The organism is Streptomyces sp. MK7, from assembly GCF_032658145.1.
Lineage (GTDB): Bacteria > Actinomycetota > Actinomycetes > Streptomycetales > Streptomycetaceae > Streptomyces > Streptomyces spiralis.
This window is the reverse complement of record NZ_JAVACL010000020.1, coordinates 106848-129795: the sequence shown is the minus strand read 5'-3', so window position 1 is coordinate 129795 and position 22948 is coordinate 106848. Positions and strand designations below refer to the sequence as shown.

18 protein-coding genes and 1 riboswitch are annotated in these 22948 nt (G+C 71.5%); of the genes, 6 read left to right on the top strand and 12 right to left on the bottom strand.

The window, feature by feature from the left end:
- Window positions 1–120: 120 nt before the first annotated feature.
- Window positions 121–1164, top strand: a complete 1044-nt coding sequence (gene rarD, locus R2S09_RS22390; RefSeq protein ID WP_316742842.1) for an EamA family transporter RarD — start codon at window positions 121–123, stop codon at window positions 1162–1164.
- An 18-nt stretch (window positions 1165–1182) separates the two neighbouring features.
- Window positions 1183–1674 carry a VOC family protein gene (locus tag R2S09_RS22385; protein WP_316742840.1) on the top strand — a complete coding sequence of 164 codons (492 nt, stop codon included), beginning with the start codon at window positions 1183–1185 and terminating at the stop codon, window positions 1672–1674.
- A gap of 18 nt (window positions 1675–1692) precedes the next feature.
- Here R2S09_RS22385 and R2S09_RS22380 read toward each other — a convergent pair whose 3' ends face one another.
- Entirely contained in the window at window positions 1693–2910 is a 1218-nt protein-coding gene (locus R2S09_RS22380; RefSeq protein ID WP_316742838.1) for a tetratricopeptide repeat protein, read from the bottom strand.
- Window positions 2911–3087: 177 nt separating this feature from the next.
- Here R2S09_RS22380 and R2S09_RS22375 point away from each other — a divergent pair, with 177 nt between their 5' ends.
- On the top strand, window positions 3088–3597 hold the full coding sequence (locus R2S09_RS22375; RefSeq protein WP_306189996.1) for a DUF6668 family protein: 510 nt from the start codon (window positions 3088–3090) through the stop codon (window positions 3595–3597).
- A 12-nt stretch (window positions 3598–3609) separates the two neighbouring features.
- On the opposite strand, the gene R2S09_RS22370 is transcribed toward R2S09_RS22375, so the two are convergent.
- The 4 genes from R2S09_RS22370 to R2S09_RS22355 all read right to left on the bottom strand — a co-directional run bounded on the left by R2S09_RS22370 (window position 3610) and on the right by R2S09_RS22355 (window position 8018).
- Window positions 3610–4503 (bottom strand): ABC transporter permease, encoded by an 894-nt coding sequence (locus R2S09_RS22370; protein WP_316742836.1) that lies wholly within the window; start codon window positions 4501–4503, stop codon window positions 3610–3612.
- On the bottom strand, window positions 4490–5470 hold the full coding sequence (locus R2S09_RS22365; RefSeq protein ID WP_316742835.1) for an ABC transporter ATP-binding protein: 981 nt from the start codon (window positions 5468–5470) through the stop codon (window positions 4490–4492). Before R2S09_RS22365 ends, R2S09_RS22370 begins: the two co-directional genes overlap by 14 nt.
- 41 nt (window positions 5471–5511) lie before the next feature.
- Window positions 5512–6726, bottom strand: coding sequence for a DUF2092 domain-containing protein (locus R2S09_RS22360; protein WP_316742834.1), 1215 nt, complete (start codon window positions 6724–6726; stop codon window positions 5512–5514).
- Between the two features lie 281 nt (window positions 6727–7007).
- On the bottom strand, window positions 7008–8018 hold the full coding sequence (locus R2S09_RS22355; protein WP_030174370.1) for a polyprenyl synthetase family protein: 1011 nt from the start codon (window positions 8016–8018) through the stop codon (window positions 7008–7010).
- A 592-nt stretch (window positions 8019–8610) separates the two neighbouring features.
- Window positions 8611–8796: riboswitch (cyclic di-AMP (ydaO/yuaA leader) on the top strand.
- Window positions 8797–8799: 3 nt separating this feature from the next.
- Here R2S09_RS22355 and R2S09_RS22350 point away from each other — a divergent pair.
- Entirely contained in the window at window positions 8800–9291 is a 492-nt protein-coding gene (locus R2S09_RS22350) for a transglycosylase SLT domain-containing protein (RefSeq protein ID WP_306190001.1), read from the top strand.
- A 20-nt stretch (window positions 9292–9311) separates the two neighbouring features.
- Here the strand turns inward: R2S09_RS22350 and R2S09_RS22345 are convergent, their stop codons facing one another.
- From R2S09_RS22345 to R2S09_RS22335, 3 genes are all read right to left on the bottom strand, one after another.
- Window positions 9312–10118: a Cof-type HAD-IIB family hydrolase gene (locus R2S09_RS22345; protein WP_316742832.1), complete on the bottom strand. Its 807-nt coding sequence runs from the start codon at window positions 10116–10118 to the stop codon at window positions 9312–9314.
- A 114-nt stretch (window positions 10119–10232) separates the two neighbouring features.
- Window positions 10233–11435, bottom strand: a complete 1203-nt coding sequence (locus R2S09_RS22340; RefSeq protein WP_316742830.1) for an FAD-dependent oxidoreductase — start codon at window positions 11433–11435, stop codon at window positions 10233–10235.
- 206 nt (window positions 11436–11641) lie between these two features.
- Window positions 11642–12880, bottom strand: a complete 1239-nt coding sequence (locus R2S09_RS22335; protein WP_306190004.1) for an ATP-grasp domain-containing protein — start codon at window positions 12878–12880, stop codon at window positions 11642–11644.
- A gap of 245 nt (window positions 12881–13125) precedes the next feature.
- On the opposite strand from R2S09_RS22335, the gene fahA reads away from it, so the two are divergent.
- Together fahA and R2S09_RS22325 are read left to right on the top strand one after the other, a co-directional pair.
- Entirely contained in the window at window positions 13126–14337 is a 1212-nt protein-coding gene (gene fahA, locus R2S09_RS22330; protein ID WP_316742828.1) for a fumarylacetoacetase, read from the top strand.
- A gap of 288 nt (window positions 14338–14625) precedes the next feature.
- A complete protein-coding gene (locus R2S09_RS22325) occupies window positions 14626–15564 on the top strand; it encodes a M56 family metallopeptidase (RefSeq protein ID WP_316742827.1) in 939 nt (312 codons plus the stop codon).
- A 14-nt stretch (window positions 15565–15578) separates the two neighbouring features.
- Here the strand turns inward: R2S09_RS22325 and recQ are convergent, their stop codons facing one another.
- From recQ to nuoL, 4 genes are all read right to left on the bottom strand, one after another.
- On the bottom strand, window positions 15579–17585 hold the full coding sequence (gene recQ, locus R2S09_RS22320) for a DNA helicase RecQ (RefSeq protein WP_316742864.1): 2007 nt from the start codon (window positions 17583–17585) through the stop codon (window positions 15579–15581).
- Window positions 17586–17772: 187 nt separating this feature from the next.
- Window positions 17773–19422 carry an NADH-quinone oxidoreductase subunit NuoN gene (nuoN, locus tag R2S09_RS22315; RefSeq protein WP_306190007.1) on the bottom strand — a complete coding sequence of 550 codons (1650 nt, stop codon included), beginning with the start codon at window positions 19420–19422 and terminating at the stop codon, window positions 17773–17775.
- Window positions 19419–20990: an NADH-quinone oxidoreductase subunit M gene (locus R2S09_RS22310; RefSeq protein WP_306190008.1), complete on the bottom strand. Its 1572-nt coding sequence runs from the start codon at window positions 20988–20990 to the stop codon at window positions 19419–19421. The genes nuoN and R2S09_RS22310 overlap by 4 nt, the downstream gene beginning before the upstream one ends.
- Before the next feature lie 5 nt (window positions 20991–20995).
- Window positions 20996–22942 carry an NADH-quinone oxidoreductase subunit L gene (gene nuoL, locus R2S09_RS22305; protein WP_306190009.1) on the bottom strand — a complete coding sequence of 649 codons (1947 nt, stop codon included), beginning with the start codon at window positions 22940–22942 and terminating at the stop codon, window positions 20996–20998.
- Between the last annotated feature and the right edge of the window lie 6 nt (window positions 22943–22948).

The following is a 22948-nucleotide window of genomic DNA, read 5'->3' as shown; positions in this document are numbered from 1 at the left end:
CTCCCCACCCCCGCTTGTCATGACCGTATGCCGATACGGACATGACAAGCGGGGGTGCTCGGCGCTACCTTCTTGCTTGCTGCACTGGGATCCGGCCAGGCCGAACGAGAGGGAGGGCACGTGACCGAGAAGTCGCACGGCGAGCGGCGCACAGGACTGCTGAACGGCTTCGCGGCCTACGGGATGTGGGGGCTCGTCCCCGTCTTCTGGCCCCTGCTCAAGCCCGCCGGGGCGGTGGAGATCCTCGCCCACCGGATGGTGTGGTCCCTCGCCTTCGTCCTCGTGGCGCTGCTCTTCACACGGCGCTGGGCCTGGGCCGGGGAACTGCTCCGGCAGCCGCGCAGGCTCGCTCTGATCGTGGTCGCCGCCGCGGTGATCACCGTCAACTGGGGCGTCTACATATGGGCCGTGAACAGCGGGCACGTCGTGGAGGCCTCCCTCGGCTACTTCATCAACCCGCTGGTCACCATCGCGATGGGCGTGCTGATCCTCAAGGAGCGGCTGCGCCCCGTGCAGTGGGCGGCGGTCGGCACCGGCGCCGCCTCCGTGCTGGTGCTCACCGTCGGCTACGGCCGCCCGCCGTGGATCTCCCTCTGCCTGGCCTTCTCCTTCGCCACCTACGGACTGGTGAAGAAGAAGGTCAACCTCGGCGGCATCGAGTCGCTGGCCGCCGAGACGGCGGTCCAGTTCCTGCCCGCGCTCGGCTATCTGCTGTGGCTCGGCGGGCAGGCCGACTCGACCTTCGCGAGCGAGGGCGCCGGGCACGCGGCCCTGCTCGCCTCCACCGGCGTCGTCACCGCGCTGCCGCTGGTCTGCTTCGGCGCCGCCGCGATCCGCGTGCCGCTGTCCACACTGGGGCTGCTGCAGTACCTCGCGCCGGTCTTCCAGTTCCTGCTCGGCGTCGTCTACTTCCACGAGTCCATGCCGGCCGAACGCTGGGCCGGGTTCGCCCTGGTGTGGCTGGCGCTGTCCATGCTGACCTGGGACGGGCTGCGCTCGGCCCGCCGGGCCGCCCAGATCCGCGCCGGGCTCACCGCTCCCCGCCCGGCGACGGAGGCTCAGGTCCACTCGGCGGTACGGGGGCAGGTGCCGTCGCAGGCTCCGGTGCCGGGATCCGCCGCGGGCGAGGCTTCGCAGCTGAACTCGGGCGTGGTGGAGGCCTGACCCCGTATAAGTGACCGTATGACTCAGACCGAGACCGGGACGTCTGCCGACCGCGCGCCCGCCCCCGTGCACTGGAAGCTCGTCATCGACTGTGCCGACCCGCACGCGCAGGCCGACTTCTGGGCCGGCGCGCTGCACTACGAGGTCGAGGACAACAGCGCCCTCATCGAACGGCTGCTGGAGCTCGGCGCGCTGCCGGGCGAGGCCACCGTCGAGTACCACGGCCGCCCGGCCTTCCGGGACCTGGTCGCCGTGCGGCACCCCGACGATCCGTACGACCACGAGCGCGGCACCGGGCTGGGTCGGCGGCTGCTGTTCCAGCGGGTGCCGGAGCCGAAGTCCGGCAAGAACAGGCTCCACCTCGACCTCCACCCGGGTGAGGGCCGGCGCGAGGCGGAGGTGGAGCGGCTCAAGGCCCTCGGGGCGAGCGAGCTGCGCCAGGTGAAGGAGCCCGCCGGGGAGTGGGTGGTGATGGCGGACCCGGAGGGCAACGAGTTCTGCGTGGCGTAGGACTCGTCGCCCTCGAGGTCAGGCGGACGGCGGTGGTGCCTGCCTGCGGGCCCGTTCGGTGAGGCGGCCCATGCGGGCGCGGGCGGACTCCAGTTGTTCGATGTCGTCGGCGGCCGGGCCGTCCTCGGCGGTGAGCGCGGCCCACAGGTCGATCAGGTCCCGGCCGAGACCGAGACCCTGCTCGGGGTCGCGGACCGCACGCCAGGCGGTGGCCGCGCTCCGGACGTTGTCGTAGGCGCCCTCCGCGTCCCCGGTGCCGCGGTGGACGCGGGCCAGTTCGAGCGAGAGGTGGAAGGCGCGCAGCGGGTCACCGGCCAAGTAGGCGATGTAGGCGCCCAGTTCGCGCAGGCGCAGCACCTCGGGGTGCTGAGCGCCGAGGGTGCCGGAGGCCTCCGCGACGGTGCGGTCCGCGAGGGTCGCCGCCTCCTCGATGCGTCCCGCCTTCACGGCTTCGCTGACCCGCGCCATGGGTTCGGCGAGCAGACCGGTGCCGCCGTCACCGGCCGCGGTCCTGGCGGCCCTGGGGTCGTCCCCGAGCACGGCCTCGGCCACGGCGTCGAACCCACGCGCGGGGATGGGTTTCTGGTCGGGGTCGTCCCTCACCGGCGGCCCCGCGTCCATCACCGGGGGCGGGCCGAACTCTCCCATCGGGGCCACCGCCGTCCCGGGAGGGGGCGCGGGGGATGCCACGGGAGGTGCGGCAGCCGTCGTGCCGGCCGGCGGCTCCGGTACGGCACGCAGCGCGAACGTCGGGGCGACCGGCACCTGCCGCAGCACGTGAGTCGCGCCGTCCCGTATCGGCTCGTTCCGCGTCTGCTCGTTCCGCGTCTGCTCGTTCTGTGCCGGCTCGTTCTGTGCCGGCTCGTCCGGTGCGAAGGCGCGTACGGGCTCCGCCGCGAAGGTGCTGGAGCCGTCGCCGTGGACCTGGAGCGGGACGACGTAGCCGATGCGTTCGTCGGTGACCGTGGCGAGGACGGAGCGGCCGGTGGCGAGTGCGATGCCCTGGAGGTGGTCGAGCACGGCCTGGTGGATCTCCTCGCCGGGCGCCGACTGGACCCGCACACCACCGACCGAGGCCCAGCGTCCGGCGCCGGTGCCTTCCATGGCCTGGGGGCGCTCGGGGGTGTCGGCCGGTGTCACGGGTACATGGACGGGGATCGGCGTCGTCGTCATGGGTGCCGCCGAGCGCGTGGCGCGCTTCTGTTCCCGCTTCTTCTCGCGGCTCAGTCGAGACATCGGCTCCCTCACTCGGATGCGTGCCATCCGGTCGTACGCGTACTGTCGAGTCTCTCTGCTCGGCCGCGCTCCCCATGTCACCGCGACGTCACAGCCTCGCACCAGGAACCGCGCCGGTGTGAGCGGGGTAACGCTCCGAACGCCACGACCGTCGGGATGACCAGAGAGGGAACGGGCATGCGAACTGGCGTGCAGCACGGACCGGAGATCTGGCTCCGCGGGCCGGTGGCCCGCACCCACGACCTGCCCCTCGTCACACCCCGGCGGTTCTCCTGGGTGGCCACCCACGGCGGCGCGGGCACGACCACACTCGCGGCCGTCTACGGCGGCCACGACTGCGGACGGAACTGGCCCGGCCCCGACGCTCCCCCGTCGGTGCTGCTCGTCGCCCGGACACACGCGGCCGGACTGGACGCCGTGACACGGACGATCGGGACGTTCCGCAGGGGCGAGGCCCCGGCCGGGCTCGATCTGGACGCCGTGGTGCTCGTCGCGGACGCGCCGGGCCGGCTGCCGCGGCAGCTCGCCGACCGGATCGCGCCGATCGAGTCCGTCATCGACGTCTACCGCGTCCCCTGGGTGCCCGACTGGCGCCTCGGCGACCTCAGCGGACCTCCGCCACGGGAGACCGAGCCGCTGGCCCGTCTCACCGGCGCGGTCGGAGGGTCGCGCCGGTCTCGGACCTGACCTCGGACCGGGCTACGCGGTGATGTCCTTCGCGGTGAACCGCGCCCAGGCCGCCGAGCCGAACACCGCCGCGTACAGCGCCTGGAGTTCCAGGTTCTTCACCAGGCCGTCCCAGTAGACCGGCTCGCGCATCAGGTCGGCGAAGGACATCCAGTAGTGCGAGAAGAGGTACGGCTGGATCGCGTGCAACTGGGGTATCTGGTCGAGGATCTGCACCGTGATCAGCAGGCCCACGGTCGTCGCCATGGCCGCGATGCCGCTGTTGGTCAGCGTGGAGACGAACAGACCGAGGGCGGCGAGTCCGATCAGTGACGCGGCGACGACGAGGGCTATCAGCAGCGCCCGGCCCAGCCCCTCGGCGAAGCTGATCCGTGTGCCGGAGATGGTCGTCAGGTCGCCCAGGGGGAAGAGCAGCGCGCCCACGGCGAGCGCGAAGACGGCGACCACCAGGGTGGCGACCAGGCAGAAGGCCATCGTCGTGGCGTACTTGGTGAGCAGCAGACGGGTGCGGCCCGCCGGGGCGACCAGCAGATAGCGCAGGGTGCCCGCGTTCGCCTCGCCGGCTATCGCGTCGCCCGCGACCACGCCCACGGCCATCGGCAGGAAGAACGGCAGTGTGGCCGCCAGCGCGGTGAACACCAGGAACAGCCCGTTGTTGGTGATCTGTGTGATGAACGCCGGACCGCCCCCGCCCCCGCCCGCCGCGGACGAGCCGTCCCCGGTCTCGATCCGGACGGCCACTCCGACGAGGACCGGCACGGCGGCCAGCACACCGAGCAGCGCGAGGGTGCGCCGGCGCCGGAACGTGGTCACCAGCTCGCTGCGCAGCAGCCCGAGGGTCCACAGCGGCTTCGGAGAGCCCACGGCGGTCCGCGCCGGTCCCGGCACCGTCTCAGCCCGCGACATCGAACCCCTCCCCCGTGAGTGCCACGAACGCGTCCTCCAGCGAGGCACGTTCGACCCCGAAGCCCCGCACGCGCACTCCTGCCGTGACAAGAGCGGCGTTCACCTCGGCGAGATCGCGCTCCGGCGGCTCGCCGGTCACCCGGTCGTCGGTGACGACGACGTCGGCGACTGCCTGTTCCTTCAGCACCCGGGCCGCCTCCGCCGTGTCCGGTGTGGTGACCACCAGCCGTCCGCGGGCCCCCGCGGCCAGTTCGGCGACCGAGCCCTGGGTGACCAGCCTGCCCCGGGCCATGACCGCCGCGTGCGTGCACACCTGCTCGATCTCGTCGAGCAGATGGGAGGAGAGGAAGACGGTCGTGCCGTCCGAGGCCAGCTCCCGCACCAGGGAGCGGATCTCCCGCATGCCCTGCGGGTCGAGGCCGTTGGTCGGTTCGTCCAGGACGAGCAGTCTGCGCGGCTGGAGCAGCGCGGCGGCGAGTCCGAGGCGCTGCTTCATGCCCAGCGAGTACGCCCTGGCCTTCTTGCCCGCGGCGGCGGTCAGACCCACCCGGTCCAGTGCGGCCGCGACCCGGGCCCCGCGGGTGCGCGGATCGGCGGTCGGGTCGGCGGCGTCGTAGCGCAGCAGGTTGTCCCGGCCGGTCAGGAAGCCGTACAGCGCCGGGCCCTCGATCAGCGCGCCGACGTGCGGCAGCACGGCGCGCGAGGAGCGGGGCATGGGCTGCCCCAGGACCCGTGCCGTGCCGGACGTGGGTTCGATCAGCCCCATCAGCATGCGGATGGTGGTGGTCTTGCCCGAGCCGTTCGGACCGAGGAAGCCGAAGACGCTGCCCGCCGGGACGGTCAGGTCCAGGCCGTCGACGGCGAGCTGCCCGCCTCGGTAGCGCTTGGTGAGCGCACGGGTGTGGATGACGCCGTCTTCCGCACCCCGCGCGGCCCGCTCCGGCTGCGTGGCGGACACCTCGTCCATCGGCTCCCTCGGCTCCCTCGGTCCGTCGTGCTCTCGCGTGCCTACTGTCCGGCGTTCGCCGCCTTCACCAGGGCGTCCTTGGTGACGGTGCCGACGTAGACCTTGCCGTCGTCCGTGATCAGGGCGTTGACCAGGCGGGTGGAGAAGACCGTGCCCTTGCCGAACTTCCCGCTGACGTGGTCGCCGAGCGAGCCGAGGAAGCCGCCCAGGTCCCCCTTGCCGGAGGACGACGGGATGCCGCCCTTGGTGCCGGAGTCGAGGACCGCGATGGAGTTCCAGCCCTTGCCGAGGACCTTCGTGCCCTCCTTGGCGAGCCCCTTCTGCGGGGTGAGGTCCTGGTGCGGGACCCCCGGCCGGACGGAGCGCGCGCCCGCCTCGGTGTCCTTCTTCTCGGTGACCTTCGCGCCCTTGGGCGGCGTGAAGTCGAAGGTGGACGCGGCCGGCTTGGCGAAGCTGACCTGGGTGAAGCCGGCGTCCACCACGGCGGCACCCCCGCTCGCCGGGGTGAGCGTGAACTTCAGCGGCATCCCGGTCTTGGAGTCCACCGCGATGCTGATCACACCGACCGTGGTGCCGGAGGCGTGCTTGGGCTTGATGACCAGCCGGTAGGCGTCCCGGCCGGCGACCTGCGCGGTGCCGTCGACGGTCACCGAGGTGGTGTCGTCGACCGACTTCAGGGCCTGGTCGGCGAAGTCCCCGGGCGTGGCCGGCACCTCGTCCCGGTGCTTGGTGCCGTCCTGGTCCGCGGTGCTGTGGTAGACCTCGTTGGACTTGCTGTCGTAGCCCCAGACGTCCTTGCCGTTGTGGATGAGGCTGTACTCGGCGGCGCTCTCGATCAGCGAGACCTTCTGCCGGTCCGGGCCGTCGGCCGCGACGCGCAGGGTGTGCGTGCCGGCGGCCAGCTCGGTCAGTTTGGTGCTCGGGTCGGCCGACGATCCGTCACCGCCCTTGGCGGCGCCGGAGAGCAGGCCGCTCTCCAGACCGCCGAGGTTCGGCAGACCGAGGTCGGTGGTGATCTTTGCCGTGCCGGACAGCTGCTGGACGTCCGACTTGGCGATTTTCTCGATGAGTTGCTGCGCGGTGATCTTCGGCAGGTCCGGGTCGCCGGAGTCGGCGAGTGCGGGGACGAGCCCGATGGTCGCCGCCGCCACCCCCACCACCGCGACCGGGACGACGTAGCGCGCGGCCTTGCGCCGCGCCGAGTGCGGGTCGTCGACCGCCGCGTTCCTGGTGTCGTCGGATTCGTACGGTGCCATGTGTGCCTTACCTCCGTCGTCGGCGGCGGCTGCCCGTCTGTACTGCTCCCACCCCGAGCCGCCATTCTCACCCGAATCGGTGAGGAGTGGTGTGGTCCGTGGTTTCCATCTGACCAAATCGGCCGCGCGGAAGCGTCAGACCGCGGAGCCAACTCCGCGTACGCCTGCGGTATGACACGAAGCGGCGGCGTCTCCACCATCCCGTAGGGGTGGGGTGGAGACGCCGCCCGCGATCTGTGAGGAGAACCGGCCCCGGCCGGCCGCTTCGGGGAGGACCGGCCTCAGCCGGCGCGGTGCACCACCGCGTCGCACAGCTGAAGCAGCGCGGCCTTCGCGTCGCACTCGGGCAGCGGCGCCAGCGCGGCGCGCGCCTCCTCCGCGTACCGCACGGTGTCCCGGCGGGCCTGTTCCAGGGCGGGGTGCTCCCGCAGCGCCGCGAGCGCCTCCGCATGCCGCGCGTCGTCGCTCAGGTCGGAGTCCAGCAGCTCGCACAGCGCGATGTCCTCGGACAGTCCCAGCCGCTGCGCGCGCTCGCGCAGCCGCAGCACCGGCAGGGTCGCGATGCCCTCCCGCAGGTCCGTCCCCGGGGTCTTGCCGGACTCGTGCGAGTCGGAGGCGATGTCCAGCACGTCGTCGGCCAGCTGGAAGGCGACGCCCAGCCGCTCCCCGTACTGCGTCAGCACGTCCACGACGGTCTCGTCGGCCCCGGACATCATCGCGCCGAACCGGCACGACACGGCCACCAGCGACCCCGTCTTGCCGCCCAGCACGTCCAGGTAGTGGTCGACCGGATCCCGTCCGTCCTGGGGCCCCGCCGTCTCCAGGATCTGCCCGGTGACGAGCCGCTCGAACGCCAGTGCCTGCACGCGGACCGCCTCGGGCCCGAGGTCGGCGAGGATCTGGGAGGCCCGGGCGAACAGGAAGTCGCCGGTGAGGACCGCGACGGAGTTGCCCCAGCGGGTGTTCGCGCTGGCCACTCCGCGCCGCACCGCGGCCTCGTCCATCACGTCGTCGTGGTACAGCGTCGCCAGGTGGGTCAGCTCCACCACCACGGCCGCGGGCACGACCCCCGGCGCGTACGGGTCGCCGAACTGCGCCGCCAGCATCACGAGCAGCGGCCGGAACCGCTTCCCGCCCGCCTTGACCAGGTGCTGCGCGGCCTCGGTGATGAAGGGGACCTCGCTCTTGGTGGCTTCGAGCAGCCCTTCCTCGACAGCCGCCAATCCGGCCTGGACATCGGCTTCGAGAGCCTGGTCCCGCACGCTCAGCCCGAACGGCCCGACGACGGTCACGAGGGGTCTCCTGTCTGCTGGTGTCTGCTGGCGCTTACACGGTTTGTCGATAGGTCGCTGCCATCACTCAAGTCAGCGTATCCGGTCACGTTTCGATCACCGATGGCGCCCACCTATACAGGCCAGGCGGTATCGGATCACGCCCGATATGTTTTCGTTCACCACATATGAACAGATATTTATCGACTTACCTCTCCCTACCCGCGGCCGCCCCCACTCGCACACATGCGCACAGGTGCACACGTACACACAGGCCACGACGTCACCCGAAGTGACGACCGTCACGCCCGCACACTCCATGGCCCGATTTAACCCTATTGCCATCTATATTCCGCTTAGCCGTAATTGCTCCTCGTCCCATGAAACCGTGAGTTGGGTCACGCCGGGCCTTCGACCCTCCGTGCGCCCCGTCTCCTTGCCTTCCCTTCCCCCGCATGCCAGTTGACCCTTGGCAACAGCAAAGGATCAAGCACCCCAAACGCCTCAGATCAAGGTCAAACAGGACGATCTGTAATCCGAGCACTTGTTCCGGGCGTGTGCTCTCGCATACGTTCCCGGTCCATCGAGCGGACGCCGAATCCTGCCGCCGCCCGATGCCCATCGACCGAACCACTCATGGCAGGAGCGGGGGACCCAGGTAAGTCGCCGGGCCGGAGCGTCGTACGTCGTCGTACGCCGTGCCGGAACGGCTTGGGGTGAAGCCATGTCCTCCGGGACACGGCCGGGCACCTCCCCGCCCGAACCCGACAGCTCACCTCGCAGGCGTAGGAGAGGAATTCCCATGCCCGCACAGGTCCAGCGCCGTACCCGCGCCGCTCGTCTCGTCCGCACCCTCGCCGTCAGCGGCACCGGTGCCGCCGTCCTCGCCCTGCCGCTCATCGGCGCCACCAGCGCCTCCGCCGCCACCCCGGCCAAGAGCACCACCACCAGGGCCGCGAGCACGGTCGCCTATCCGAACAACCTCGACGGCTGGATCCGCGAGTCCCTCGCGATCATGGCCGACAAGGGCATCCCGGGCAGCTACAACGGCATCTACCGCAACGTGATGCGCGAGTCGTCCGGCAACCCGCGGGCCATCAACCTCTGGGACTCCAACGCCGCCAAGGGCATCCCGTCCAAGGGCCTGCTGCAGGTCATCCAGCCGACCTTCAACGCGTACCACGTGGACGGCACCTCGTTCGACATCTACGACCCGGTCGCGAACATCACGGCCGCCTGCAACTACGCGGCCGACCGGTACGGCTCGATCGACAACGTCTTCAGCGCGTACTGATCGGTCGTCCCACCTGTTCTCTAGGGGAACAACCGCTCGAGGACGACGGCGACGCCGTCGTCCTCGTTCGACAAGGTGACCTCGTCGGCCACGGCCTTCAGCTCGTGATGGGCGTCGGCCATGGCCACACCCCGGGCGGCCCACTGGAACATGGGGATGTCGTTCGGCATGTCACCGAAGGCCAGGGCGCTGTGCCGGCCGAGCCTCAGGCGCTCGGCGGCCAGCGCCAGCCCGGTCGCCTTGGTGATGCCGCACGGCTGCAGCTCGACCGTGCCCGGCCCCGACATGGTGACCGTGGCGAGCGAACCGACCGCGCCACGGGCCACCTCGGCCAACTCGTCGTCGGACAGCACGGGATGGCGCAGCAGCACCTTGCTGATCGGCGCCTGCCACAGCTCCTCGCGCCGCTCGACCCGCGACGCCGGCAGGGTCGGGTGCGGCATGCGGTACCCCGGCTCGATGAGCGTGAGCCCGTCCGCTCCGTCCTGGTCGACCGCGGCGTACACCTCCCCCACCTCGGCCTCGATCTTGCCGAGCGCGGTCTCGGCCGTCTCCGTGTCCAGCGTGACCGACCACAGCAGACGGTCCGCCGCCGCGTCGTAGAGCTGCGCTCCCTGGCCGCACACCGCGAGGCCCGTGGAGCCCAGGGCCTTCAGCAGCGTCCGGACCCTCGGCGCCGGCCGGCCGGTCACGACGAGGTGCCGGGCACCGGCCGCCGCCGCCCGCGCGAGCGCGGCCAGGGACCGCTCGGACACGGTGTCGTCGCCGCGCAGGAGCGTTCCGTCCAGGTCGGTGGCGATGAGGGCATAGGCAAGGGGAGCGGGCATGATCAGAGAATACGGATCCGCCGCACCCCCGGCCCCACCGGAACCGGACGACCCCCGCGGCCCCCTCCTTACCGGCCACCTCCCTCCAACTCGCCTCCGGCGTCCGCGAGATGCTCAGCCGTGTGCCGCCGCCAGGTGGCGTGCCAGCCGTGGTGAGGCGAACTCCGTGCCGCACACGAAGCGCATCACCGGGCCGTACGACGCCGCCGCCGGCAGCCCCGTGAAGTACAGGCCCGGGACCGAGGAGACGTAGCCCGCCCCGAGCTTCGGGGCACCCCGGCTCACCGCGAGCTCCGTGCGCAGCTCGTGGCCGAGGAAGCCCAGCGCGGCCAGGTCGACGCGGTAGCCGGTCGCCGCCACGATGTGGTCGGCGGTCAGTTCCCGGGTGCTGCTGCCCAGGGTGCGCACGGTCAGTGCCGCGCGGCCGTCGAGCGCCTCGGCGCGAACGATCCGGGCCACCTCGACGACCGGCACCGTTCCCTCGAAGCGGTCGCGCAGCCACCAGGCGCCGAGCGGGCCGAGGACCCGTCGGGCCAGGTAGTGGCGTACCTGGGCGGGCAGGCGGCGGTAGGGGTGGGGGTAGTGGCTGAGCGCCCACAGCGACCAGGCGCGGCCGAAGGGGGACTCGGGGCGCAGCCTGGGCTGGTCCCAGGGCGGGGCGCCGAAGGCGACCTTGCCGCGGCCGCGCGCCACCACCCGCACCCGCGCGCCGGCCTCCGCCGCGAGCACGGCGGTCTCCAGCGCGGACTGGCCGGCACCTACGACGATCAGCTCCTTGCCGGCGAACCGGGTCAGGTCGTGGTGCTGGGAACTGTGGGAGACCCCGCCGGCGGGTGCGGGGCCGTCCGGTGCCGCGCCGGCCAGCTCGGGCGGCAGATGGGCGAGGCCCGACAGGCCGGTCGCGACCACGACCGCGCGCGCGGCGAACTGCTCCCCGGAGTCCACCTTCAGCTCGAAGCCGCCGCCCGGCCGCCGGTCGACCGACACGACCCGGGTCCGCTCCAGTTCGGGCACCAGCCTGCGCTGGAACCACTCGCCGTAGGCGACGAAGGTCTCCACCGGGATGATGTCCTCGTCGGTGACCAGCCGCTCGATGCCGGCCGCGTCGCAGTAGTCGACCAGAGTGTGGCCGCGCCGTGGGCAGTCGATGGTGGAGGCGGCCGGGGTCGACTTGAGCAGCATTCCGGCGGGCATGTGGTCCCGCCAGGCGACCATGGGCTCGCCGAAGGCACGGACCGGAATGCCGCGTGCTCGCAGGTGGGCGGCGGTGGACAGGCCGTAGGGCCCGGCACCGATGACTGCTACCGGATGGTTCACGAAGTCCCTCCCCAGGACGTGCTGATGCGTCACTTCACGGGCCGTCGCGGTGGGCGTGGCCGACCGCGGGGACGACCGCCGGACACGGCCGGCGGTGCCACCGGTTCGACGGGTGGATGCGGGGCTGTGGGGGCGTGAGGGCGTGAGGGTGCCGGGCTGCGGCGGTACGGGGTACGCACGTGCGGGCGGTTGCCCGTGGCCGGTGTCTAACCGGCCGTGCTGCCGCGGCGTTTGGTACGCCACAGCTGGTAGAGGTGGATCGCGCCCGGCCGCACGAAGCGCGCGAGCATGGTGAGGAACGGCAGCGGGTCGTCACCCGCGAGCCAGGCCAGTTCGGTCCCGCTCGCCTTCGCCGGAGCGTGCGGTGTGGTGTATCCGCTGCGCCGGTAGGCGATCAGGGCGGGCAGGTCGATGTTCTCCACGACATAGCGGTGGCCGGCCCGCTGTTCCCCCTCGGGAACGGGCCGCCCGGTCAGGTCGAGGTGCATGGCGCGTACGACGTCCACCCCCGACTCGCTCTCGAAGAGCCGGAACTGGGCGCCCATGCGCGGGTTGAAGTCGAGCAGCTTGTACTGTCCGTCGCGCCGGTCGAAACGCAGGTCGAGGTCGATGATTCCGGTGAAGCCGATCTGTTTGATGAAACGCGCGGCGAGGTCGGCGAGTTCCGGGTTGTCGACGACGTACGCGTTGGCCGTCATCCCCGCGTGCGGCGGCCAGGAGCGGACCTTCACGCCGGTGAACATCGCGAGCGGCGTGGAGTCCTGGTCGAAGTAGGCGTGCACGATCCAGTCCTCGGCCTCCTCCCGGGGCAGGTACTCCTGGAGGATCACCCCCGGCCGCTCGCCCCAGTCGCGGGCGAGCGTGAGCAGTCCCTCGCGGGTGGCGATCCGCGTCGTGCCGTTCACGGCCGGCCGGCTGCGGCGTACGAACGCCTCGCGGTTCTTGGCCACCACCGGGAAGCGGGCCGTCTCGGCGAACGCGGCGATGTCGTCGTACGACTGCGGGAAGGCGGCCACCGGGCTCGGGATGCCGTGCTCGACGCACAGTTCGTGCAGGCCCTGCTTGCTGGCCAGGCGGCGCGGCAGCTCCGGGGCGACGCGCGGGAAGAGGAAGTGGCCCTTGAGCTCGTCCTGGTGCTCGGCGATCAGGACGGCCGCCTCCTCGTCGGTGGGGACCAGGACGGCGGGCCGCCCGATACGGCTCCCGATCCGCAGGAGCCCCTCCACCAGGTGGCCCGCCTCCTCGGTGCCCCTCGTCGGCCAGACGAACGCCCGTTTGAGATAACGGGAGGAGGCCGCCGGGGTGTAGGCGTCCTCGGTGATCGCGTACATGGGCACGCCCAGCCGGCCCAGACTGCGGATCGCCCCCACCCCGCCGTGGTGCAGCGGATAGTCGCCGAACTTCACGATCAGGCCCGGCACGTCACGGTCGGCGCCGAAAGGCACGCTGACGGCATTCCTGGCCACGGGTCCCCCCACGTGTCCCCCCTACGGAGCGGACCCACCCCGTCCGCGTCCCCCAAAGGACGCTAAGCCGGAATTGCCCGCTCCGACAAGGCCAATCCGGACATTGCAAACTCTTTAGGCACTGCCCAAGACAGCCGACGCCCCCGTAACGTGTGGCGCGACCACATGAACGTGTGGCCCGAACCACCTGGAACGCACGGCACACGAAAGAGAGGCAGTACCCGATGCCCCCCTTCGAGGTCCCCGAGGGCGACCCCTTCGGTCCGCACAACCTTCCCTACGGCGTCTTCTCCCGTGCCGGATCGCAGGAGCGGACCGTCGGTGTCCGGCTCGGGGACCACGTCCTCGACGCGGGCGCGGCGGCCGTGGCGCTCGGCTCGCCGTACGCCGCCCTGCTCGCGCGGCCGACTCTGAACCCGCTGCTCGCGGCCGGCCGCACCGCCTGGTCGGACGTGCGGCGCGCGCTGACGGCGTGGGTGACGGTGCCGTCGCACCAGGAGACGGTCGCGCCGTTCCTGCACCCGCTGTCCTCGGTGACCCTGCATCTGCCCTTCGAGGTCGCCGACTACGTCGACTTCTACGCCTCCGAGAACCACGCGCGGAACGTGGGGCAGATCTTCCGCCCGGACGCCGAGGACTCGCTGACCCCCAACTGGAAGCACCTGCCGATCGGCTACCACGGCCGCTCGGGCACGGTGGTCGTGTCGGGCACGGACGTCGTGCGCCCCGCGGGCCAGCGGAAGGCCCCCGGCGACCCCGCCCCGGTCTTCGGACCCTCCGTCCGGCTGGACATCGAGGCCGAGGTCGGCTTCGTGGTCGGCGTGCCGTCGGGCCTCGGCCGGCCGGTGGCGCTGGAGGACTTCCGGGAGCACGTCTTCGGGCTGTGCCTGCTCAACGACTGGTCGGCGCGCGACATCCAGGCCTGGGAGTACGTGCCCCTCGGCCCGTTCCTCGGGAAGTCGTTCGCCACCTCGGTGTCGGCGTGGATCACGCCGCTGGACGCGCTGGAGGAGGCACGGGTGGCCCCGCCGGAGCGCACCCACCCGCTGCTGCCCTACCTGGACGACTCCGGGGAGGAGCCCGGCGGCTACGACCTGCGGATCTCCGTCGCGATCAACGGCCATGTGGTGTCCGAGCCGCCCTTCTCCACCATGTACTGGACGGCCGCCCAGCAGCTCGCCCACATGACGGTCAACGGTGCGTCTCTGCGCACCGGCGACCTCTACGGCTCGGGCACCGTGAGCGGGGCCGAGCCCGCGCAGCGCGGCTCGCTGCTGGAGCTCACCTGGAACGGCCGCGAGCCGCTCGAACTCCCGGACGGCAAGCGGACGTTCCTGGAGGACGGGGACGTGGTGACGCTGTCCGGCTGGGCCCCGGGCGCGAACGGCGTACGGGTGGGGCTGGGAGAGGTCACGGGACGGATCGTGGCGGACTGACCGGCACGTCGCGGGGCCGCGCGCGGCGGTGGGTGCGGTGAGGTGCGCACAGCGATGTGCGCACCGGAGTGCGCGCCCGGTGGTGTGCGCACCGTGACGCGGTGGGTGCGGCGGGGATTGGTGTCGTTCAGGCCCTGACTCGCGCCGCCCACCCCCGTCATACTGACGGCAGGCCGTGCGCGGACCCCGCGCCGGCCGCCGCACAGCACCGCCGCACCACCCCGCAGCACCGCCCCACCGCACGACCCGACACCCGCCCACCTCCGATCAGGATCCGGAGTCCGTGGCATGACCGTCTGCCTGCTCCTGCTGGGCGCCGTCGCACTGACGGCCGCCGTGCCCGTGCCACGCGCGCTGACCCGGGCGGTGTGGCCCGAACGGGAACCGGTCGTGGCGCTGTGGGTGTGGCAGTGCCTGGTCGCCACCGTCCTCCTGTGCTGCCTGGCCGGGCTGGTCCTGGGCACCGCGGCCGTCTTCCACACCGTCCGCGACCGGGTGTTCGCGCCCGCCCCGGCGTCGGTGACGGCCGCGTACGGTCTCTCGGCCGCGCCGGCCTGGGCCACCGCCCTGACCCTGCTGCTGGCGTGCGGGGCCGCCTGGACCACCGCGATGCTCGGCCGCGAGCTCGCGGAGGCCCGCCGCCGCCGTGGCCTGGCCCGCGCGCACCTGCGGGAGCGCGCACCCGACCTGCCCGCCGGGCTACCCGCTGCCCGCGGCCCGATGCTGGTGCTGGAGGACGAGTATCCCGACGCCTGGTGGATGCCCGGCCATCCGCCGCAGCTCGTCGTCACCACCGGCGCCCTGCACCGCCTCACCGGCCATCAGCTCGACGCCGTCCTCGCCCACGAACGCGGACACGCCCGCGCCCACCACGACTGGCTGCTGCACCTGTCGACCGCACTGGCGACGGGCTTCCCGCGCGTCCCGCTGTTCACCCACTTCTGCGACCAGACCCACCGCCTGGTGGAACTGGCCGCCGACGACACCGCCTCCCGCCGCCACGGCCACCTCACCACCGCCCTCGCCCTGATCGAGCTCAACCAGCACCGCGGCGTCCTCTCCTGCGCCTCCAGCCACCGTCTGCTCGGTGAGCGGGTGGACCGCCTCCTGGAGCCCCCGCCCCGGCTGGACCGCAGGCGCAGGGCCCTCGCGACGACGGTGGCGGCCCTGGTTCCCCTGCTGCCGCTCCTGATCGCCTTCGCCCCCGGGCTGACGGCGCTGCGCTGAGCCGGCCGGTCCGGCTACGTCCAGTCCTCGGGCTCGGGCTCGGTGTCCCGGTCCGCCTCGGTGTCCGGACCGGGTGCGTCCTGCGCCGCGTCCCGTCCGGCCGGGCCGTCCGCCCCGGCGGCGGCCGGTCCGCCCAGCGACTCGAGCACCGCGATGACGCCCTCTCCGTATGTCGCCAGCTTCTTCTCGCCGACCCCGCCGACCGTGCCCAACCGGGCCACCGATGTGGGCCAGAGCGTGACGATCTCGCGGAGCGTCGCGTCGTGGAAGATGACGTACGCCGGGACGCCCTGCTCGCGGGCCTGCTCGGCACGCCAGGCGCGCAGGGCCTCGAAGGCGGGCAGCAGTTCCTCGGGCAGTTCGGCCACGGCGGCCTTGCTCCTGCCGCGTCCCGAGGACGCCGACGACCCCGAGGACGAGGAGCCCGACCGTGCGGCGGCCGGCCGCTTCGGCTCCTTGCGCAGCGGTACCTCCCGCTCGCGCCGCAGCACCGAACCGCTCGCGTCGGTCAGCACCAGCGTCCCGTACTCGCCCTCGACCGCGAGCAGTCCCTGCGCCAGCAACTGCCGTACGACACCGCGCCATTCGCCCTCGGTGAGATCCTCGCCGATGCCGAACACGGACAGCTGGTCGTGGTCGAACTGGATCACCCGGCCGGTGCGCTTGCCGAGCAGGATGTCGATGATCTGCCCCGCGCCGAACTTCTGCCCCCGCTCCCGCTGCAGTCTCACCACCGTCGACAGCACCTTCTGGGAGGCGACCGTGCCGTCCCAGGTCTCGGGCGGGGTCAGGCAGGTGTCGCAGTTGCCGCAGCCGTTCGGATCCGGCTCCTGGCCGAAGTAGGCGAGGAGCCGGCCACGGCGGCACCGGGCCGTCTCGCACAGGGCGAGCATCGAGTCCAGGTGCGCCGCGGCCCGGCGGCGGAACGCCTCGTCGCCCTCCGAGGACTGGATCAGCTTGCGCTGCTGTATGACGTCGTTCAGGCCGTAGGCCATCCAGGCCGTCGACGGCAGGCCGTCCCGTCCGGCGCGTCCCGTCTCCTGGTAGTAGCCCTCGACCGACTTGGGCAGGTCCAGGTGGGCGACGAACCGCACGTCCGGCTTGTCGATGCCCATGCCGAAGGCGATCGTGGCGACCACGACCAGGCCGTCCTCGCGCAGGAAGCGGGACTGGTGGGCAGCGCGCGTGCCCGCGTCCAGGCCCGCGTGGTAGGGCACCGCCGCGATGCCGTGCTGCGAGAGGAACTCGGCCGTCCTGTCCACCGAGTTGCGCGAGAGGCAGTACACGATGCCCGCGTCGCCCGCGTGCTCCGCGCGCAGGAAGGCCAGCAGCTGCTTCCTGGGGTCGGACTTGGGCACGATCCGGTACTGGATGTTGGGCCGGTCGAAGCTCGCCACGAAGTGCCGGGCCCGCGGCATGTCCAGCCGCTGGGTGATCTCCTGGTGGGTGGCGCGCGTGGCGGTCGCCGTGAGCGCGATCCGCGGCACGTCCGGCCAGCGCTCGCCCAGCACCGACAGGGTCAGGTAGTCCGGGCGGAAGTCGTGGCCCCACTGCGAGACGCAGTGCGCCTCGTCGATGGCGAAGACGGAGATCTTGCCGCGGGAGAGCAGGTCCATCGTGGTGTCCAGGCGCAGGCGCTCCGGTGCCAGATAGAGCAGGTCCAGCTCGCCCGCCAGGAACTCGGCCTCCACCACGCGCCGCTCGTCGAAGTCCTGGGTGGAGTTGATGAACCCGGCGCGCACGCCCAGCGCCCGCAGGGCGTCCACCTGGTCCTGCATCAGCGCGATCAGCGGCGAGACCACGATGCCCGTACCGGGTCTGACCAGGGCCGGGATCTGGTAGCACAGCGACTTGCCGCCACCGGTGGGCATGAGCACGACGGCGTCGCCGCCCGCCACCACATGATCGATGACCGCTTCCTGCTCGCCCCGGAAGGCCTCGTATCCGAAGACCCGGTTCAGCGTGGCCAGCGTCTCGCTGTCCGTCACTGACATCTCGGTGACACCGCCCGTCCCGCCCATCGTCTCGTCCCCCGTACGTCGTCCCTCGACCACTGCCTCCACGATAGGGGGCGGCGCCGACAACGCCGGAGTTGTCCACAGGCCGGCACCCGGGTCCGGGGCCCTGTGAATCTGCGACCCCCCTCACACCGCTGCCCGGCACCCCCGCTGACGGGGTGCCGGGCAGCCGGCCGGTGAAGGGGGTGTCTCAGCGCACGAACACCCCTGCCTGGTTCGCCAGGTCCAGGAAGTACTGCGGGGCCACGCCCAGGACCACCGTGACCGCCACACCCACGCCGATCGCGGTCATCGTCAGCGGCGACGGCACGGCCACCGTCGGGCCCTCCGGCCGCGGCTCGCTGAAGAACATCAGCACGATCACCCGGATGTAGAAGAAGGCGGCGATCGCGGACGAGATCACACCGATCACGACCAGCGGCACCGCGCCGCCCTCCGCCGCCGCCTTGAACACGGCGAACTTCCCGGCGAACCCGGAGGTCAGCGGGATGCCCGCGAAGGCCAGCAGGAACACCGCGAACACGGCCGCCACCAGCGGCGAGCGCCGGCCGAGACCGGCCCACTTCGACAGGTGCGTCGCCTCGCCGCCCGCGTCGCGCACCAGCGTCACCACGGCGAACGCGCCGATCGTCACGAAGGAGTACGCGGCCAGGTAGAACAGCACGGAGGACACGCCGTCCTTCGAGGTGGCGATGACACCCGCGAGGATGAATCCCGCGTGGGCGATCGACGAGTACGCCAGCAGGCGCTTGATGTCGGTCTGCGTGATCGCGACGATCGCACCGCCCAGCATGGTGACGATCGCCACGCCCCACATGACCGGCCGCCAGTCCCAGCGCATGCCCGGCAGCACGACGTACAGCAGCCGCAGCAGCGCGCCGAACGCCGCCACCTTGGTCGCCGCCGCCATGAATCCGGTGACCGGGGTCGGGGCGCCCTGGTAGACGTCGGGCGTCCACATGTGGAACGGGACCGCGCCCACCTTGAACAGCAGGCCCATCACGACCATCGCGACACCGATCAGCAGCAGCGCGTCGTTGCCCATGGTGTTGGCCAGCGCCGGGTCGACGTTGGGCACGTTGCCCTCGACCACCCGCGCGATCGTGGCGTACGACACGGAGCCCGCGTACCCGTACAGCAGTGCGATGCCGAACAGGGTGAACGCCGAGGCGAACGCGCCGAGCAGGAAGTACTTGACCGCGGCCTCCTGCGACATCAGCCGCTTGCGGCGGGCCAGCGCGCACAGCAGATACAGCGGCAGGGAGAGGACCTCCAGGGCCACGAACAGCGTCAGCAGGTCGTTGGCCGAGGGGAACACCAGCATGCCGGCGACCGCGAAGAGCAGCAGCGGGAAGACCTCGGTGGTGGTGAAACCGGCCTTCACCGCGGCCTTCTCGCTGTCGCTGCCCGGCACGGCCGAGGCCTGCGCCGCGAAGGAGTCGACATGGTTGCCGTGCGCCTGCGGGTCCAGGCGCCGCTCGGCGAAGGTGAACAGGCCGACCAGGGCGGCCAGCAGGATCGTCCCCTGGAGGAAGAGCGAGGGACCGTCGACCGCGATGGCGCCCATCGCCGCGATGTGCGCCTTGGTGGTGCCGTAGCCGTCCGCCGCGAGCGCGACGACCGCCGCGAACGCGGCGGCGAGCGCGACGACGGACACGAACACCTGGGCGTAGTAACGGGACCTGCGCGGGATGAACGCCTCGATGAGCACCCCGACGATCGCCGCGCCCACGACGATCAGGGTGGGCGACAACTGCCCGTATTCGATCTTCGGCGCCTGGATCTTCGAGATCGGGTCGGCTGCCGTTGTCCACAGGCTGTGGACGGCTGTTGCACTCACTTGGCCGCCTCCACCTCGGGCTTGGGGTCGGTCTGGTGTACGTCGGACATGGTCTGCTTCACCGCCGGGTTGACGATGTCCGCGACGGGCTTCGGATAGACCCCCAGGAAGATCAGCAACACGATCAGCGGGGCCACCACCACCAGCTCGCGCACCCGGAGGTCGGGCATCGCCGAGACCTCCGGCTTCACCGGACCGGTCATCGTCCGCTGGTAGAGGACGAGGGTGTACAGCGCGGCGAGCACGATGCCGAAGGTGGCGATGATGCCGATCGCCGGGTGCCGCGTGAACGTGCCGACCAGGACCAGGAACTCACTGACGAAGGGCGCGAGCCCCGGCAGCGAGAGCGTCGCCAGACCGCCGATCAGGAAGGTCCCGGCGAGCACCGGCGCCACCTTCTGGACGCCGCCGTAGTCGGCGATGAGCCGCGAGCCGCGCCGGGAGATCAGGAACCCGGCGACCAGCAGGAGCGCGGCCGTCGAGATGCCGTGGTTGACCATGTAGAGCGTCGCACCGGACTGGCCCTGGCTGGTCATCGCGAAGATGCCCATGATGATGAAGCCGAAGTGCGAGATCGACGCGTAGGCCACCAGACGCTTGATGTCCCGCTGGCCCACCGCGAGCAGCGCCCCGTACAGGATGCTGATCAGGGCCAGGACGAGGATGACGGGCGTGGCCCACTTGCTGGCCTCCGGGAACAGCTGGAGGCAGAAGCGGAGCATCGCGAAGGTGCCCACCTTGTCCACGACCGCCGTGATGAGGACGGCGACCGGGGCGGTGGCCTCTCCCATGGCGTTGGGCAGCCAGGTGTGCAGCGGCCACAGCGGCGCCTTCACCGCGAAGGCGAAGAAGAAGCCGAGGAACAGCCACCGCTCGGTGCTGGTCGCCATGTGCAGGGAGCCGTTGGCGCGGGCCTGCGCGATCTCGGTGAGCGAGAAGTTCCCCGCCACCACGTACAGGCCGATCACCGCGGCCAGCATGATCAGACCGCCGGCCAGGTTGTAGAGCAGGAACTTGACCGCCGCGTACGACCGCTGTGTGGAGGCCGTCTCCTCACCGTGCTCGTGGGCACGGTCCCCGAAGCCGCCGATGAGGAAGTACAGCGGGATCAGCATGGCTTCGAAGAAGATGTAGAAGAGGAAGACGTCCGTGGCCTCGAAGGAGATGATCACCATCGCCTCGACGGCCAGGATCAGGGCGAAGAAGCCCTGCGTCGGCCGCCAGCGGCGGCTGCCGGTCTCCAGCGGGTCGGCGTCGTGCCAGCCCGCGAGGATCACGAACGGGATCAGCAGGGCGGTCAGCGCGAGCAGCGCCACGCCGATGCCGTCCACACCGAGCTCGTACCGGACCCCGAAGGCCGAGATCCAGGCGTGGGACTCGGTGAGCTGGTACCGGGCGCCGTCCGGGTCGAAGCGCACCACGACGGCGACGGCCAGGGCGAGCGTGGCGAGCGAGGCGATGAGCGCCAGCCACTTGGCGGCGGTGCGCCGGGCGGCCGGCACGGCGGCCGTGGCCACCGCCCCGAGGGCCGGGAGCACCGCCGTCGCTGTCAGCAGAGGAAAGGACATCGGTATCAGACCGCCCTCATCAGCAGGGTCGCGGCGACCAGGAGCGCCGCACCGCCGAACATCGAGACCGCGTAGGAGCGCGCGAAGCCGTTCTGCAGCCGGCGCATCCGTCCGGACAGGCCGCCCATGGAGGCCGCCGTGCCGTTGACGACGCCATCGACCAGGGTGTGGTCGACGTACACCAGGGAGCGGGTGAGGTGCTCGCCGCCGCGGACCAGGACGACGTGGTTGAAGTCGTCCTGGAGCAGGTCGCGCCGGGCCGCCCGGGTGAGCAGCGACCCGCGCGGGGCGACGACCGGGACCGGCTTGCGGCCGTACTGGGCGTAGGCGATCGCGACGCCGACGACCAGGCACACCATGGTCGCTGCGGTGACCGTCCACGCGCTGACCGGCGAGTTCCCCTCACTGTGCCCGGTGACCGGCTCCAGCCAGTGCAGGAAGCGGTCGCCGATGCTGAAGAACGCGCCGCCGAAGACGGACCCGACGGCCAGCACGATCATGGGGATCGTCATGACCTTCGGCGACTCGTGCGGGTGCGGCTCAGCGTGCTCGCCCCGCTCCTCGGCCGCCGGCTCCACGTCGGGCTCGGCCGGGGAGGCGGTCGGCTGGTGGCGCCAGCGCTCCTCGCCGAAGAACGTCATCAGCATCACCCGCGTCATGTAGTACGCCGTGATGGCCGCGCCCAGCAGGGCCGCGCCGCCGAGGATCCAGCCCTCGGTGCCGCCCTTGGCGAAGGCCGCCTCGATGATCTTGTCCTTGGAGAAGAAGCCGGACAGGCCCGGGAAGCCGATGATGGCGAGGTAGCCGAGGCCGAAGGTGATGAACGTGACCGGCATGTACTTCCTGAGGCCGCCGTACCGGCGCATGTCGACCTCGTCGTTCATGCCGTGCATGACGGAACCGGCACCGAGGAAGAGCCCGGCCTTGAAGAAGCCGTGCGTCACCAGGTGCATGATCGCGAAGACGTAGCCGATGGGGCCGAGGCCCGCGGCGAGCACCATGTAGCCGATCTGCGACATGGTCGAGCCGGCCAGCGCCTTCTTGATGTCGTCCTTCGCGCAACCGACGATCGCACCGAACAGCAGCGTGACCGCGCCGACCACGGTGACGGCGAGCTGCGCGTCGGGGGCGGCGTTGAAGATCGCGCCGGAGCGGACGATGAGGTAGACGCCCGCGGTCACCATCGTGGCGGCGTGGATGAGCGCGGAGACCGGGGTCGGGCCCTCCATCGCGTCCCCGAGCCAGGACTGCAGCGGCACCTGGGCGGACTTGCCGCACGCGGCGAGCAGCAGCATCAGGCCGATCGCGGTGAGCCTGCCCTCGCCGGTGTCCCCCGCATGGCTGAGGACCGGGCCGAAGGCGAACGTCCCGAACGTCGTGAACATCAGCATGATCGCGATCGACAGACCCATGTCGCCGACGCGGTTGACCAGGAAGGCCTTCTTCGCGGCGGTGGCCGCGCTGGGCTTGTGCTGCCAGAAGCCGATCAGCAGGTAGGAGGCGAGACCGACGCCCTCCCAGCCGACGTACAGCAGCAGGTAGTTGTCGGCGAGGACGAGCAGCAGCATCGCCGCGAGGAACAGGTTGAGATAGCCGAAGAAGCGGCGGCGCCGCTCGTCGTGTTCCATGTACCCGACGGAGTACAGGTGGATCAGTGAGCCGACGCCGGTGATCAGCAGCACGAACGTCATCGACAGCTGGTCGAGCCGGAAGGTGACGTCGGCCTGGAAGCCGGCCACCGGGATCCAGCTGAACAGGTGCTGGATCATCGTCCGTTGTCCGGCGTCCTTGCCGAGCAGGTCGGCGAAGAGGACCAGGCCGATCACGAAGGAGACGGCCGCGAGCAGGGTGCCGAGCCAGTGGCCGACGGCGTCGAGTCGCCGGCCGCCGGCCAGGAGGACGGCCGCTCCGAGCAGGGGCGCCGCGATCAGCAGCGCAATCAGGTTGTCCACGATTCT

What these genes read in the sequence shown, in the direction of transcription:
- R2S09_RS22365 (WP_316742835.1), bottom strand. Translation starts at nt 5,470, where the DNA reads ATGGACGAGGTGTCCGCCACGCAGCCGGAGCGGGCCGCGCGGGGTGCG.
- R2S09_RS22345 (WP_316742832.1), bottom strand. Translation starts at nt 10,118, where the DNA reads ATGCCCGCTCCCCTTGCCTATGCCCTCATCGCCACCGACCTGGACGGA.
- R2S09_RS22370 (WP_316742836.1), bottom strand. Translation starts at nt 4,503, where the DNA reads ATGTCGCGGGCTGAGACGGTGCCGGGACCGGCGCGGACCGCCGTGGGC.
- fahA (WP_316742828.1), top strand. Translation starts at nt 13,126, where the DNA reads ATGCCCCCCTTCGAGGTCCCCGAGGGCGACCCCTTCGGTCCGCACAAC.
- R2S09_RS22375 (WP_306189996.1), top strand. Translation starts at nt 3,088, where the DNA reads ATGCGAACTGGCGTGCAGCACGGACCGGAGATCTGGCTCCGCGGGCCG.
- R2S09_RS22310 (WP_306190008.1), bottom strand. Translation starts at nt 20,990, where the DNA reads ATGTCCTTTCCTCTGCTGACAGCGACGGCGGTGCTCCCGGCCCTCGGG.
- R2S09_RS22385 (WP_316742840.1), top strand. Translation starts at nt 1,183, where the DNA reads ATGACTCAGACCGAGACCGGGACGTCTGCCGACCGCGCGCCCGCCCCC.
- recQ (WP_316742864.1), bottom strand. Translation starts at nt 17,585, where the DNA reads ATGGGCGGGACGGGCGGTGTCACCGAGATGTCAGTGACGGACAGCGAG.
- R2S09_RS22325 (WP_316742827.1), top strand. Translation starts at nt 14,626, where the DNA reads ATGACCGTCTGCCTGCTCCTGCTGGGCGCCGTCGCACTGACGGCCGCC.
- R2S09_RS22380 (WP_316742838.1), bottom strand. Translation starts at nt 2,910, where the DNA reads ATGTCTCGACTGAGCCGCGAGAAGAAGCGGGAACAGAAGCGCGCCACG.
- R2S09_RS22360 (WP_316742834.1), bottom strand. Translation starts at nt 6,726, where the DNA reads ATGGCACCGTACGAATCCGACGACACCAGGAACGCGGCGGTCGACGAC.
- R2S09_RS22350 (WP_306190001.1), top strand. Translation starts at nt 8,800, where the DNA reads ATGCCCGCACAGGTCCAGCGCCGTACCCGCGCCGCTCGTCTCGTCCGC.